We start from the raw sequence: 13,265 nt of genomic DNA on the forward strand, positions 1-13,265 counted from the left end.
TGTCTGGAACGCTGAGTTCGCAGACCTCCTCCTGGCTCCTGCGGCGCAGCTCTGTGAGTCCCCCACAAGGAGGGAGGGGCAAACACACCGTTTTGATTGCCCCAGGTCGTCTGGGACTCCGAAACTGTCCGCACACCTGGAAGTGCGTTTTTCTCTTTCTCGCGCTGCTGCGCCGCAATGCCCGTCCACTCAGATAAACCGCTTTTGCCAGCGATTCCATCGGAGTCCGTCTCATCAATGGTCCGGACAGTTTTCAAGACTGTTGAGGCGGCGGGTGCGAAAAGGTTGTCCAGAACGCCAGGCCCGCCGACCCCCCTCCCAGCCTCTGCGGCGCAACTCTGCGAGTCCCCTGCAAGGGGAAAGGGGTAAAAGCATCGTGTTCATCGCCTCTCGCCGCTTTGGATGCTGAAACTGTCCGACCCATTGCTCATCCGAGTTCCGAACAATGCTGTACCCCATGACGGAATGTTTCCGACCAGAGGGAATCGCAGCGCTGCGGAGCAGAGCAGGAAGGGAGATGGATGTCCGGGCATTGGACCGCCCCCAGCCGAAGGTGGGACCATCCCCCTTCTTCCCGGATGTTCCGGGCATAGACGGAGTCCGTCTCAGAACGGCCAGACGCGGGGAATCACCAGCAGGGCCACCACGAACGTCACCGCCGTTAAGCCTGCGCCCACCCGTACAAAATCGGCAAAGGTGTAGCGCCCTGGGCCGTAGACCAGCATGCACGAGGGCTCCAGCGGCGTGATAAACGAGTTGCTGGCCGCCACGGTGATGCCAATGATGAAGGGGCGAGGGTCATAGCCCAGTGCCCCCGCCGTGCCAATGGCCAGCGGCAGCATCACCAGGGCCGCCGCCTGATTGCTCATGGGCTGGGTGAGGGCCACCGTGACCACAAACAGCGCCGCCAGCAGGCCGTAGGGCCCCAGCGGTTCCAGCACCCCGGACAGGGCGCCGGTAAGCACCCGCGCCGCGCCGCTGCTTTCAAAGGCGCTCCCAAAGGCCAGCATGCAGGCCACCAGCACGATCACCGGCCACTCCACCGCGCCGTACGCCTCTTCGGGGGTGAGCAGGCGAAGGGCCAGGCTGAGGGCCACAGCCACCACCACCGCCACGGCCAGCGGTACCACCCCCAGGCCACCCAGCACCACGGCGCCGCCAAACAGCAGCAGGGCCAGCGGGGCGCGGCGCAGATCGCGGGCGTGCTCGGTCACGTCGCCCAGGACCGCCAGATGATCGCCCAGGGCGCCCAGCCGCTCGGGGCTGCCCTGCACCAGCAGCACGTCGCCCACCTGTACCCGCAGGCCCGCCAGGCGTTCGGTGGTGCGTGCGCGGCGGTGCAGCGCCAGCACCGACACCCCGTAGCGCTCGCGGAAGCGTGACTCTTTGAGGGTGCGGCCCAGCAACCCCGAGCCCGGCATGACCACCGCCTCCAGCAGCCGCACGCCCCCGGGGTCGGCAGCCTGCAGCTTCTGCTCGCTCTTGCTGACCACACCCAGGGTGCTTTTGCCCGCCAGAATGCGCTCGGTGTGCCCCTCCACGGTCAGGGTGTCGCCCTCCTCTATGCGGAAGTCCGGGCCCGGCGCATACCGGGTGTCCTGGCCCCGGCGCGCGGCCACCACCGTGAGGCCGTGGTCGCGGCCCAGGCCAGATTCCCGCAGGGTCTGGCCGGCCAGCGCGCTGCCGGGCACCACCGTCAGGTCGGCCAGATAGGCGCGCAGGCGGTCTTCCAGAGCCAGGTCACGCACCGGCAGCAACCGGGGCGCCACGAAAAACAGGTACAGCAACCCCACCACAGCCACCGGCACGCCCACCCAGGCCAGTTCGAAAAACCCCAGTGGCTTCTGCCCGGTGGCTGGCAGCGCCCCCGACACCACGAGGTTGGTGCTCGTGCCAATCACCGTGATGGTGCCGCCCAGAATGCTGGCGTAAGCCAGCGGCATCAGGGCGCGACTGGCTGGAATGCCGGCCCGGCGGGCCACCCCGGACACCACCGGCAGAAACACGGCGGTGGTGGCGGTGTTGCTGGTGAAGGCGCTGACCCCGGCCACCGTGCCCAGCAGCGCGCGCAGGGTGCCAGCCGCGTTGCGCGAGCGCCGCACCAGCGCCGCCCCGATCCATTCGATCACGCCGGCGCGCAGCAGCACCCGCGTCAGGATGAACAGCGAGGCCAGGGTGAGCACCGTGTCGCTGCCAAAGCCGGCAAAGGCGGCCTTGGGCGTGACCAGCCCCAGCACCAGCAGCGCCGAGAGCAGCCCCAGGGCCGTGACATCCACCGGCAGCCACTCGGTGGCAAACAGCACCAGGGCCACCACGAACAGCCCCAGAATCAGCGTGACAGGTTCCAGCATCGCCCGGCACTATGCCCGCTGCGCACGGCCCGGCAAGTGAAGGCCAGATTTACCCGGCCTTGGGAGCAGCCCCCGCCGCGAGGTGCTCCAGCGCGGCTCTCAGCACGGCCACGGCGCGGTCGTACTCGGCCAGGTCCAGGTGCTCGTTCGGGGTGTGGTCCAGGGCGCTGTCACCCGGGCCATACGCCAGGGTGGGCACCGGCCAGTGCGGGGCCACCACGTTCATGTCGCTGGTGCCGGTCTTGACCTTGAACACGGGTGTGCCGCCCTGCGCGCGAATGCCCACCCGCAGGGCGCGGGTCAGGGCGTTGTCCCGGGGGTGGCGCACCGCGTGTTCATGGCCCACGAAGGTCAGGGACACGGTGTTCAGGTCAGCCAGTGCCGCCCGGATGGCCGCTTCCGCCGCCTCAGGCGACACCGCAGGCGGCAGCCGCAGCCCAAAGGTGCCCGAGGCGCGCTGGGTCAGGCCGTCAGTGCCCGCCTGCAGGTCCTGCACAGTGGCCTGCACACCGCCGAACACGGCTCCGGGCTCGCCCGCCTGCGCCGCCCAGGCCCGCACCCGGAACCACGCCTCGGTCAAATCGTCGCCGGCACTCTGGCCCTCGCCCGCCGTGTGAAAGTTGTGGCACTCGGCCTGGGCCCTGAGCACCAGCCGCCCCTTGTAACCCAGGGTCAGCCCTTCCCAGCCGCTGGGCTCGCCAATCAGCACGGCGTCCGGCTGCCACGTGCGCGCGGCGTGGTGGGCGCCCCGGCTGCTGGGGGCCTCCTCCTCGGTGGCGCCGATCACCACGAAACGCGCGGCGGCCAGCGCCGTGTCCGGCAGGGCCGCTACCGCCGCCATGAAGGCGCACAGGGGGCCCTTGGCGTCCACGGCGCCGCGCCCGTACAGCACGCCACCTTCCTCTCGCACTGGAATGTCGCCCGGCACCGTGTCCATGTGGCCCAGCAGCACCACGGTCAGGGGCCCGTGGCCGCGCACCCCCACGGCGTTGCCCGCCCCGTCAATCTGGGCCTGAAAGCCGCGCGCTGCCATCCAGCCCTGCAGGTACGCGGCCACCGCCGCCTCCTGGCCCGACACCGACGGAATGGCCACGGCCCCGCGCAGCAACTCGCGCGCCGCCTCTGGCCCTCCCCCCTCAGTCCACATCGAGAAGCCCGGCCCCCTCCACCGAGGCGCGGGCCAGGGCCACCAGCAGCCGGGCCAGATCGGCCAGCGCCATCACGGCAATGGTGCCCACGCCGCCGGCCAGCAGGGTCCACAGCCCCGCCAGGGCCTCGCCGCCCTGAAACTGAAAGAAGGCCAGGGCCAGGGCACCCACGAACAGCACGGCGCCCAGCAGCCGCAGGCGGCCACCCAGACCCGCCACCTGATCGGCCTGCCGGGCCAGGGTGGCCGCCGCCCCCGCTGATCCGCGCAGGGCCAGGCCCGCTGAAGGGGCCGGGGGGGCCGGCGTCTCGGGCCGCGCGTCTGGCCGCACCTCTGGGCGCGCCGGGCTGGGGCTGAACCCCGACGAAGAGATGACGACGGGCGTGGGGACTGGCCGCTCGGGCGAGGTGGGCACAGGCTGGGAGCTGGGCGCCGCCTCGGTGACGGCCGGCCGGGCGGCCGGGCTGGACGCGGCAGGCGGGGTGGGCCGCTCTGCCGCCGGGGTGGTCACCGGGCGAACCGTTGGGATGGGGGCCGGCGGCGCCGGGGCGGGGCGGGCCGGGGCCGCTGACACAGGCGCCCCCTGGGCTGACGCAGGCGCCGGGGCAAAGGTCTTGGCGGCGCCTGCCTGGGGCAGCGGCGAACCCGGCTGCTCCTTGGCGCGGGCGGTGGCGTCGCGCACCTGCCCGAAAAACTGCTGCACGCTGGCCGGATCGAAGCCCAGCAGGCTGGCGCTCAGGGCAGTGCCTGCCGGGGTTTCCACCCGCAGGGTGCCTTCCTGGTCGCTGTGAATGCGGGTCAGGTCGCGCAGGGTCACCCGGCGGGTGCCGCCGCTGTCCTGGTACAGCAGGGTCTGGGCCGTCAGGGCAAACAGGGCGTCGTCGCGCTCCAGCGCCGCCAGGGGGGTTTCATTCATACCGGTGGCCTGCAGGGCCTGCACGGCTCGCTCACTTGGGGCACGCTGGGTCATGGGTCCTCCTCTTTGACCCGCCCAGCATACCCGCCGCTGCGGGCCGCGCCCAGAGCGCCTGAACCTCCGGTGAACACTGCGGCGGCCCGGGGGCCTAAAGAAAAGGCGGCCGGCCCTCTCACCCCCGGGCGCGGCCCCGCGCCCCACACTGCCCTATGACAGGCGACAACCGGTATGGCGACGCCCCCCTGGGCAAGAGCGTGGAAGAGATTGAGGCCGACAGCGGCAACCAGGTCAACGACCCGCGCCCCGGCGAGCACCGCCGCGCCGATGACCTCGCCGGGGTGGTGCCTGCTGTGGTGAACGGCACCACCAGCGCCGTGCCGGCCGTGGTGCGCCCCGGCGCCCTGGTGGAAGGCGGCAGCGGCGCAGACGACGGCCGCACCCGCGAGAACCGCGACAGCAGCGAGGAGTAAGCGCCCGGGGCGCAAGTGCGGCAGCGCCGGGGCGGCCCCCCTGCTAGCCTGCCCGCTGTGACGTTCTTCGCCCTTCCGAGGCCCGCCTGATGCTGGCCCGCGCCCGCAGTGTGGCCCTGATCGGCGTGGACGCCGTGCCCGTGGAGGTCGAGGTGGATGTCTCGCCCGGATTGCCGGCATTCACTGTGGTGGGCCTGCCCGATCAGGCCGTCAGCGAGGCGCGTGAGCGCGTGCGCGCGGCGGTGCGCAACGCTGGCCTGCCGTTTCCGGCCGCGCGCATCACAGTGAACCTCGCCCCGGCCGACCTGCGCAAGGAAGGGCCCCTGTACGACCTGCCCATTGCCCTGGGGCTGCTGGCGGCCCAGGAGCTGCTGCCCCAGGCCGCGCTGGCGGGCACCCTGATTGCAGGCGAACTGGCGCTGGACGGCAGCGTGCGTTCCATTGCGGGGGCTGTGAATCTGGCGCTGCTGGCCGCCAACCTGGGGGCCGAGGTGCTGCTGCCTGAAGGCAGCGCCCCCGAGGCAGCCCTGATTGACGGCCTGCGGGTCTACGGCGCCCGCCACCTGGCCGACGCGGTGCGGCACTTCAGCGGGGAAGCGCCGCTGAACCTGACCCTGCCGCCGGCCCCCCAGCGCGCCGAGGATGACCTGCTGGATCTGGCAGACCTCAAGGGGCAGGCCGGGGCCCGCCGGGCGCTGGAAATCGCCGTGGCCGGGGGGCACAACCTGCTGCTGGTGGGTTCGCCGGGCAGCGGCAAGACCATGCTGGCCCGCCGCGCTCCGGGGCTGCTGCCACCCCTGACCCGCGCCGAGGCGCTGGAGGTCACCCGCATTCATTCGGCCGCCGGGCTGCTGGGCACGCGCGGGCAACTGAATCTGAATCCGCCCTACCGCGCGCCACACCACACGGTGTCCGATGCCGGACTGATCGGCGGGGGCAGCGTGCCGCGCCCCGGCGAGGTGAGCCTGGCGCACCGGGGCATTCTCTTTCTCGATGAATTTCCCGAGTTCTCGCGCAAGGCGCTGGAGACCCTGCGTCAACCCCTGGAAGACGGCCACGTGACCATCAGCCGGGCGCGGGCCAGCGTGCAGTACCCGGCGCGGTTTCAGCTGATTGGCGCCATGAACCCCTGCCCCTGCGGCCACCACGGCGACCCGGAGAAGGGCTGCGCCTGCACGCCTGCCGAGCGCACCCGCTACGCCGCGCGCCTGAGTGGCCCGCTGCTGGACCGCCTGGACCTGCTGGTGCGCGTGCCGCGCCTGACGGTGGACGAGCTGACCCGCGCGCCCGAACCCGAGCCCTCGGCCAGCGTGCGCGCCCGGGTGCAGGCCGCCCGCGAGCGCATGCAGGCCCGGCAGGGCGCGCGCAACGCGGACCTCGCCGGGCAGGCGCTGCGACAGGCTGCCCCGCTGGGCAGCGGCCCCGAAGCCTTTGCCCGCGCCGCTGCCCGCCAGCTGGGCCTGACCGGGCGCGGCTTTGACCGGGTGCTGCGCGTGGCGCGCACTGTCGCCGATCTGGCGGGCAGCGACGACATTCGCGAAGCCCATCTGGCCGAGGCCGTCACCTACCGCCCGCGCGATCTGGCCAGCGCCTAGCCTGGCGGCCCTGGGCGTTTCCCGCGGCGGCACCTTCCAGCGCGGCGCAGCAGACAAAGCCCCGCGCACTTGCGGGGCCCTTTCAGCCTGTGCAGCTCCTGCGCCGACAAGCCGGAACAGAGCCGGCCAGTCGGCGCCGCGCCCGGAGGAGCATGTGTCTCCCCCTCACTGTGCCCGTCCGCTCAACCCTGAACTGCTCTACCGGGCAAGGGCGGCGCCCCTCTAATACGGATTCCGTCCATTTCCGTAACATCCGGGAAAGAGCCGGATGTTCCTCCAATTCCCGGAAATCCGTATTTTTTCCTTCTTCCGCTGGTCGGAAAAATTCCGTAACGTGTTACGGAATTTTTCGGAACCCGTATAACAACAGCGGCTTTAGCGGCTCTCGGGGGGGCTGGGTGCCGCCGTGGTCGGCGCGGCCACGCTCTGGGCCGATACCGGCGCAGCCGGCTCTGGCGCTGCCGCCGCTGCCGGGGCGATGGTCTGGGCCGGGGCCGCCGGGGGCGTGTCGCGCAGGCTGCCTTCAAAATCCTCTTTCAGGCTCTGGGTGCTGCGGCGAAATTCGCGCAGGCCTGCGCCCAGGCTCTTGCCCAGTTCCGGCAACTTGCGCGGACCAAACACCACCAGGGCGACAATCAGAATCACGATCAGTTCAGCAGGACCAATGTTGGGCATGAGGCGTCTCCTTGAGGACCGGGCCGCAGGGCGGTTCGTGGCCTCAGTGTAGGCCCGCCCGGGAAACAGAATGTCAGCGCCGTGTGAAACGGGGGCGTGACGGCCGGGGAACAGTCTCCAGGAGAGCGCCTGGACCCCACTTCAACCCTGCCCCGCTTCAGCTGCCGGGCACGCGGTAGGCGCGCAGCACGCCGTTCATAAAGGCCACGTACAGGGTACTGTCGGCGGCCAGGGGAGTGGCCTGCACGCCCGCCGCCTCCCGGTGCGTCCAGTGCGGCTGGCCGGTGCGCAGGTCCAGCGCACACAGCTCACCTTCCTCGGAGGCCAGAAAGACCAGCCCCGCGCTGATCACTGGGCTGGCCGTGACCCGCCCGGTCAGGCGGTGAACCCACAGGTCCTCACCGTCAGACAGGCGCAGCGCCCGCACTTCCCCGCCCCAGCCAGCCAGCACCGCCACCCCACCGCTCAGCGCCGGGGCCGCCCAGACCTCGTCTTCCAGGTCGTAGGTCCACAGGGTGGGCTCGGGGGCCAGCGCGGCGCGGCCACTGGCGGCGCTCAGGGCCAGTGCGTGCACCTCGCCCTCCCAGGTGGCCACGACCAGGGTGGCCTCGGCGCCCTCCAGGGGCAGCAGCGCGGGGGTGCCGTGCACCGTGCCGATCTCGACCTTCCACAGGGCGTGGCCGCTGCGGGCGTCCAGGGCGTGCAGCCAGCCACTTTCATCGCAGATCAGGGCGGCGCCGGCCCACAGCACCGGGCTGGCGGCCACCGGCCCGGCGGTGCGGTAGGCCCAGCGCAGTTCGCCTGTGCGGGCATCCAGGGCGTACAGGTGGCCGTCGCGGCTGCTGGCCAGCACCTGCCCGCCCCACAGGGTGGGGGCCCCTGTGAATTCCGCGCGGGCCTGGTGTTGCCACAGCTGCGCGCCACTGAGCAGGTTCACGCGCCGCAGGGTGCCGTCCCAGGCGCCAAACAGCACGTGGCCATCCTGAAAGGTGGCGGGGGCCGTTACCTCGTCGCGCGCCGCGTAGGTGGCAAAGGGCCGCCCCGAGGCGTGGGTCAGGACCAGCTGGCCGCCGCGCGTGCCCACCGCCACCAGATCGCCCTCGCCCATCACGGCGGCGGGCCACGTGACCTCCCCGGGCAGCGACACACTCCAGGCTTCGCGCAGGCCCGAGACCTGCGCCGGGCCGTCGGGGTGCTCGCCGCTGCGGGCGCGCCCGCCCCGGTACTGCCCGCGTGCGTGCGCCCGCCAGACGTCGCGCCGGGCCAGCGCCCACAGGTGGGCCAGCGCCTCGCCGCTGTCCGGGCGCTCTTCGGCCTTCTTGGCCAGCAGCCGCAGCAGCACCCGGGCCACGGCGTCGGGCACCGCCGGGTTCAGGTCGCGGGGGTCCGGCGGGGCCTCGTAGACATGCTGGTACAGCACGCTCTGGTCGCTGTCGCCCATGAACGGCGGGCTGCCGCACGCCACCCGGTACAGCACCGCGCCCAGGGCGTACAGGTCGCTGTGAGGGCCCACGCCCACCCCGCGCGCCTGCTCGGGGGCCATGTAGGCCGGGGTTCCCAGGGTCACGCCGCTGCGCGTGAGGTGCCGGGTCTGTTCGCTGAGCGCCACCAGCCCAAAATCCATGATGCGCGGCAGCCCCGCCTCGTCCAGCAGAACATTGCCGGGCGTGAGGTCGCGGTGGGTGATGCCCTGCTCGTGGATAAAGTGCAGGGCGCGCGCACTGAAGGCCGCCGCCGTGAGAAAGCGGGCCAGGGGCGAGGGGGCGTCTTCCAGGGGGCCCAGGGCGGTCACCGGGCCGCCGGTCATCAGCGGCATGGTGAAAAAGGGCCGCCCGCCCTCCGGGTCGGTGCCCAGGTCCAGCACCGGCACCACCCCGGGGTGGGTCAGGCGGGCCAGGGTGCGCACCTCGCGCAGGAAGCGCTCGCGGTCTGAAGGCGGCACATGCGCGTGCTGCACCTTCAGGGCCACGTCCCGCGAGAGCAGGGTGTCGTGGGCCCGGAACACGCGGGCGCTGCCGCCCTCGCCCAGCAGGGTCAGCAGGTTGTAGCGCCCCGCAAGCTGTGAACCGGTGTCCAGCGGCATGTGGAAAAGAGTCTAGCCCCCCGCCACCGCGCCGGGCGCCCGCAGCGCACCCGGCGTCAGGGGTTGGCGAAGCAGCCGCCCGTAGGCCTCTGGCCCACCCGCGTCCAGCACGGCGCGCACCAGTTCCCCGCCCACCGAGTACGTGAAGATGTACGCCCGGAAGGTGGGCTGCGAGAGAAAGCGCAGGCTCTGGCGGGCGCGGGCCTCGCTGGCCGGGGTAAAGGCCTGCAGAAAGTCCAGCACCTCGGCCTCGCTCTGGCCGTCAGCGTGCAGGCGCATGGCCGCTTCACCGCTCACGCCACGCAGGCCCTCGCGCGCGTGCGACGCGGCCAGAAAGGCGCGCACGTCATCGGGGTCCAGCCCGGCCAGCGCCGCCAGCTCGCCGGTCAGCCACGCTTCCACCTCCTCGCGGGACATGACCGCGCGCAGGGCGTTCACCGCAATGCCCTCTGACACCACGCATTCGGGCGCGTTGATCAGCTGGATATGGTGTTCGTGCCAGCCTTTTTCCCGTGCCAGCAGCGCTTCCTTGGTGGCGTGCTCGGTGTGGTGGCCGGGGTAGCCCTCGTGCGCCAGCAGGTCCGGTAGAGCGGGCAGCAGCACCGGCAGGTCGGTGTTGATGTCAATGCGGCTTCTCAGGTTGCCCAGCGGCCAGTTGTAGCCGCTCCAAGGCCTGTCCTGCACGAGGCCAATGCTGAAATCCTCGCCCTGGGGCAGGCCGTAGCGCGCCGCCACCCGCGCGCGCAGCTCGGCCAGAATGGGTGCCGAGACCCGCAGAATGTCGCCTCTCGGCACCGCCACGCGGGCGCGCAGGGCTTCCTCGCGGTCCAGCAGGGGCCCCGACCCCGGCAGGGCCTGGTCCAGTTGCGACAGCGCCGCGCGCAGATCGGCTTCCTCAGCCCGGCGCGGCTCAATGTCGTACAGGCCGCGCACCTCGTCGGCGTAACTGATGGCCTCGCCGCTCAGCAGCCGGGCCAGGGTGTGCAGAGCGCGCACCTGGGCCTGCAGCCACGTGCGCCGCACCTCGTCGGGCTCGGCGGCCACGGCCTGCAGCAGCTCGGCGGCCTCATCGCGCAGGGCTGCGGGCTCGCGCCGCTCCCGCACCGCCCATTCGGCGGGCCCGCCATAGCCGTCAATGAAGCCCTCGGCATGCACGTCCAGGGCGTGGGCCAACCGAATGTAACGCTCTGCAATATCCATGCCCGGCAGGATAGTGCGGCAGAAACCAGGAAGGGAGCTGGCAGAGGGGTGGTTGGAGCTGGCCATCACCCGTTGGGCATCTCTGCGACCAGGAACCGCGTTCCCACGATTTCTGCGCCATGCAGAAGGGGTTCCCGTCCGGGTCACGCAGCACCACGAAATCGGCCTCCTGGCTGGAGTGCCACTCTGCCCGCTGCGCGCCCAGGGCCAGCCGCCGCTCCACTTCGGTGGTCTGATCGGTGGCGTACAGGTCCGGATAGTGGCGCCTCGGCTGGTCAGACGTGACCACCCTCAGGGCCAGGTGTGCGCCGTGACCTTCCCCGGGCACCAACCAGCACGGCACAGTCCCCGTCCTGTGCGTCCTGCGGCCGGTAGTCCAGCGCCGCCGTTCAGAACGTGATGGCCCTTGGCAGGGTCCGTCACCCCCCATACCAGAGAACCGATGCTCAGCATGGCCCAGGAGGGCGCACCGACCACAGAGGCCAGATCAGGGCCAGGTGTCGCGGTGGGCAGCTCCGGTCAGGCCGCAACCCCGGCAGGAGCATGGTCCCGTGCTCAGCAGCGGCAAGCCGGGCCCGGCCACCCCCTGCGGGTCCCCTGCAGGGGGGCACACGGGCCCTGTCTCTGCCGCTTTCCAGGTCTACCCACAGCCAGCATGGGGGGCTCCCTCAGCCTTCCTGCTCCTGCGCGCAGCGGTAGAGCTTGACGCTGCGCGCAGCCAGATTCGTCTCGCTGCCGGCCGCTTCCCGCGCCTGGGCATGGTCGTCACTGGTGTCCAGCAGCAGCTCCCAGCGCTCGCAGGCCCCCAGGTCCGGCAGGCGGAAGGGCAGGTCCACATGGGAGGCGTTGAGCAGCAGCAGCAGGTGGTCGTCTACCAGGGGCCGGCCGCGCTCGTCGGTGTCGTCCAGGCCGCCGCCGTCCAGGAACATGCCCATGCTCTGGGTGTGGGCGTTGCTCCAATCCTCATCGGTCATTTCCTGGCCGTCAAAGCGCAGCCACACGATGTCGCGGATGTCCTCGCCGCGAATGTTGCGCCCCGAAAAGAACTTGCGGCGGTGCAGCGACGGGTGCGCCTTGCGCAGCGCGATCACCTTCCTGGTAAAAGCCAGCAGCTCCTCATCCAGTTGCCCCCAGTTGTACCAGCTGATCTCGTTGTCCTGGCAGTAGGCATTGTTGTTGCCGCCCTGGGTACGCCCGAACTCGTCGCCGCCCAGCAGCATGGGCGTACCCTGCCCCAGCAGCAGCGTGGCCAGGAAGTTGCGCTGCTGGCGCGCGCGCAGGGCGTTCACCTCGGGGTCGTCGGTTTCGCCTTCCACACCACAGTTCCAGGTGAGGTTGTGGTTGTGGCCGTCATTGTTGCCCTCGCCGTTGGCCTCGTTGTGCTTGTGCTCGTAGGTGACGGTGTCTCGCAGGGTAAAGCCGTCGTGGGCCGTGACAAAGTTGATAGAGGCGTAGGGCTTGCGCCCGTCGTTCTGGTACAGGTCGCTGCTGCCGGTCAGGCGGTAGCCGATTTCGCTGGCCAGCCCGCCGTCCCCCTTCCAGAAAGCGCGCATGTCGTCGCGGTAGATGCCGTTCCACTCGGCCCAGTTCACCGGGAAATTGCCCACCTGATAGCCGCCCTCGCCCACGTCCCAGGGCTCGGCAATCAGCTTCACCTGCGAAATGACCGGGTCCTGGTGAATGATGGTAAAGAACCCCGAGAGCTGGTCCACCTCGTGCAGGCCGCGCGCCAGCGTGGAGGCCAGATCGAAGCGGAAGCCGTCCACGTGCATATCGCTCACCCAGTAGCGCAGGCTGTCCATGATCAGCTGCAGCGTCTGCGGATGGCGCACATTCAGGCTGTTGCCGGTGCCGGTGTAATCGAAGTAAAAGCGGGGATCATCGGCCACCAGCCGGTAGTAGGTGGGGTTGTCAATGCCCTTGAACGACAGCGTGGGCCCCAGGTGGTTGCCCTCGGCGGTGTGGTTGTACACCACGTCCAGAATGACTTCAATGCCCGCCGCGTGCAGGGCGCGCACCATCGCCTTGAACTCGTCCACGGCGCCGGCCGGGTTGCCCTTCTTCGCCTCGGCGGAATAGCGCACGTCGGGGGCAAAAAAGGCCAGGGTGGAATAGCCCCAGTAGTTGGTCAGGCCCTTGTCCAGCAAGAAGGGGTCGTCCACGTGCTGGTGCAGCGGCATGAACTCAATCGCCGTGATGCCCAGTTCTTTCAGGTAGGTCAGGATGGGCCCGGTGGCCACGCCCGCGTAGGTGCCGCGCAGTTCCTCGGGCACGCCGGGGTGGGTCATGGTGAGGCCCTTGACGTGCGCCTCGTAAATCACCGACTGGTGAAAGGGCACATTGGGGCGCTCGTCGCCCTGCCAGTCAAAGGATTTGGGGTTGGTCACGATGGCCAGGGGGGCGCCGCGCTGCTCCTGCTCCTGCATCACCGAATCGTCCTCGCCCAGCACGTAGCCAAACACGCCGCGGTCAAACTGCTCGGTGCCGTCCAGTGCGCGGGCGTAGGGGTCCAGCAGCACCACGTTGGGGTTAAAGCGCAGGCCCCTTTCCGGGGCGTAGTCGCCGTGGACCCGGTAGCCGTAGCGCTGCCCCGGGCCCACGCCGGGCAGGTAGGCGTGCCACACAAAGGCCGTCTGTTCGCGGATGGGCACGCGGGTTTCCTGGCCCCGCTCATCGAACAGGCACAGCTCGATGCCGCTGGCGTTCTCGGAATACAGCGCGAAGTTGGTGCCCTTGCCGTCCCAGGTGGCCCCCAGGGGAAAGGGACGACCGGGGCGCATGGGCACAGGGGTGGGGGGAGCAGTGAGGGTGGTCATGGGACAGGAACT

At 70.8% G+C, this 13,265-nt stretch carries 10 protein-coding genes; 2 read left to right on the forward strand and 8 right to left on the reverse strand.

From position 1 onward, the window contains the following. Positions 1 to 605: 605 nt before the first annotated feature. The 3 genes from C8263_RS07635 to C8263_RS07645 are packed head-to-tail and all read right to left on the reverse strand — an operon-like array spanning position 606 to position 4,468. Positions 606 to 2,348, reverse strand: a complete 1,743-nt coding sequence (locus C8263_RS07635; protein WP_107137670.1) for an SLC13 family permease — start codon at positions 2,346 to 2,348, stop codon at positions 606 to 608. Between the two features lie 52 nt (positions 2,349 to 2,400). Then, positions 2,401 to 3,498, reverse strand: coding sequence for a [LysW]-lysine hydrolase (locus C8263_RS07640; RefSeq protein ID WP_107137534.1), 1,098 nt, complete (start codon positions 3,496 to 3,498; stop codon positions 2,401 to 2,403). Continuing rightward, positions 3,488 to 4,468, reverse strand: a complete 981-nt coding sequence (locus tag C8263_RS07645; RefSeq protein WP_107137535.1) for a hypothetical protein — start codon at positions 4,466 to 4,468, stop codon at positions 3,488 to 3,490. Before C8263_RS07645 ends, C8263_RS07640 begins: the two co-directional genes overlap by 11 nt. 155 nt (positions 4,469 to 4,623) lie before the next feature. On the opposite strand from C8263_RS07645, the gene C8263_RS07650 reads away from it, so the two are divergent. After that, complete coding sequence (locus tag C8263_RS07650) at positions 4,624 to 4,884, forward strand: hypothetical protein (RefSeq protein ID WP_107137536.1); 261 nt, start codon at positions 4,624 to 4,626, stop codon at positions 4,882 to 4,884. Between the two features lie 89 nt (positions 4,885 to 4,973). Beyond that, entirely contained in the window at positions 4,974 to 6,479 is a 1,506-nt protein-coding gene (locus C8263_RS07655; protein WP_107137537.1) for a YifB family Mg chelatase-like AAA ATPase, read from the forward strand. A 375-nt stretch (positions 6,480 to 6,854) separates the two neighbouring features. Here the strand turns inward: C8263_RS07655 and C8263_RS07660 are convergent, their stop codons facing one another. The 5 genes from C8263_RS07660 to glgX all read right to left on the reverse strand — a co-directional run bounded on the left by C8263_RS07660 (position 6,855) and on the right by glgX (position 13,253). Next, positions 6,855 to 7,154 (reverse strand): Sec-independent protein translocase subunit TatA/TatB, encoded by a 300-nt coding sequence (locus C8263_RS07660; RefSeq protein ID WP_107137538.1) that lies wholly within the window; start codon positions 7,152 to 7,154, stop codon positions 6,855 to 6,857. Between the two features lie 157 nt (positions 7,155 to 7,311). Next, a complete protein-coding gene (locus tag C8263_RS07665; RefSeq protein ID WP_107137539.1) occupies positions 7,312 to 9,237 on the reverse strand; it encodes a serine/threonine-protein kinase in 1,926 nt (641 codons plus the stop codon). A 12-nt stretch (positions 9,238 to 9,249) separates the two neighbouring features. Further along, positions 9,250 to 10,437 carry a hypothetical protein gene (locus C8263_RS07670; protein ID WP_107137540.1) on the reverse strand — a complete coding sequence of 396 codons (1,188 nt, stop codon included), beginning with the start codon at positions 10,435 to 10,437 and terminating at the stop codon, positions 9,250 to 9,252. Continuing rightward, complete coding sequence (locus C8263_RS19275) at positions 10,370 to 10,867, reverse strand: VOC family protein (RefSeq protein WP_233218711.1); 498 nt, start codon at positions 10,865 to 10,867, stop codon at positions 10,370 to 10,372. Before C8263_RS19275 ends, C8263_RS07670 begins: the two co-directional genes overlap by 68 nt. A 238-nt stretch (positions 10,868 to 11,105) precedes the next feature. Then, positions 11,106 to 13,253, reverse strand: a complete 2,148-nt coding sequence (gene glgX, locus C8263_RS07680) for a glycogen debranching protein GlgX (RefSeq protein ID WP_107137541.1) — start codon at positions 13,251 to 13,253, stop codon at positions 11,106 to 11,108. Positions 13,254 to 13,265 lie beyond the last annotated feature (12 nt).

The organism is Deinococcus arcticus, assembly GCF_003028415.1.
Taxonomy (GTDB): Bacteria; Deinococcota; Deinococci; order Deinococcales; family Deinococcaceae; genus Deinococcus; species Deinococcus arcticus.

Excerpts from the sequence above, each read along its gene's own strand:
- C8263_RS07640 (WP_107137534.1), bottom strand. The coding sequence starts at position 3,498 with ATGTGGACTGAGGGGGGAGGGCCAGAGGCGGCGCGCGAGTTGCTGCGC.
- C8263_RS07645 (WP_107137535.1), bottom strand. The coding sequence starts at position 4,468 with ATGACCCAGCGTGCCCCAAGTGAGCGAGCCGTGCAGGCCCTGCAGGCC.
- C8263_RS07650 (WP_107137536.1), top strand. The coding sequence starts at position 4,624 with ATGACAGGCGACAACCGGTATGGCGACGCCCCCCTGGGCAAGAGCGTG.
- C8263_RS07655 (WP_107137537.1), top strand. The coding sequence starts at position 4,974 with ATGCTGGCCCGCGCCCGCAGTGTGGCCCTGATCGGCGTGGACGCCGTG.
- C8263_RS07660 (WP_107137538.1), bottom strand. The coding sequence starts at position 7,154 with ATGCCCAACATTGGTCCTGCTGAACTGATCGTGATTCTGATTGTCGCC.
- C8263_RS07665 (WP_107137539.1), bottom strand. The coding sequence starts at position 9,237 with ATGCCGCTGGACACCGGTTCACAGCTTGCGGGGCGCTACAACCTGCTG.
- C8263_RS07670 (WP_107137540.1), bottom strand. The coding sequence starts at position 10,437 with ATGGATATTGCAGAGCGTTACATTCGGTTGGCCCACGCCCTGGACGTG.
- C8263_RS19275 (WP_233218711.1), bottom strand. The coding sequence starts at position 10,867 with ATGGGGGGTGACGGACCCTGCCAAGGGCCATCACGTTCTGAACGGCGG.
- glgX (WP_107137541.1), bottom strand. The coding sequence starts at position 13,253 with ATGACCACCCTCACTGCTCCCCCCACCCCTGTGCCCATGCGCCCCGGT.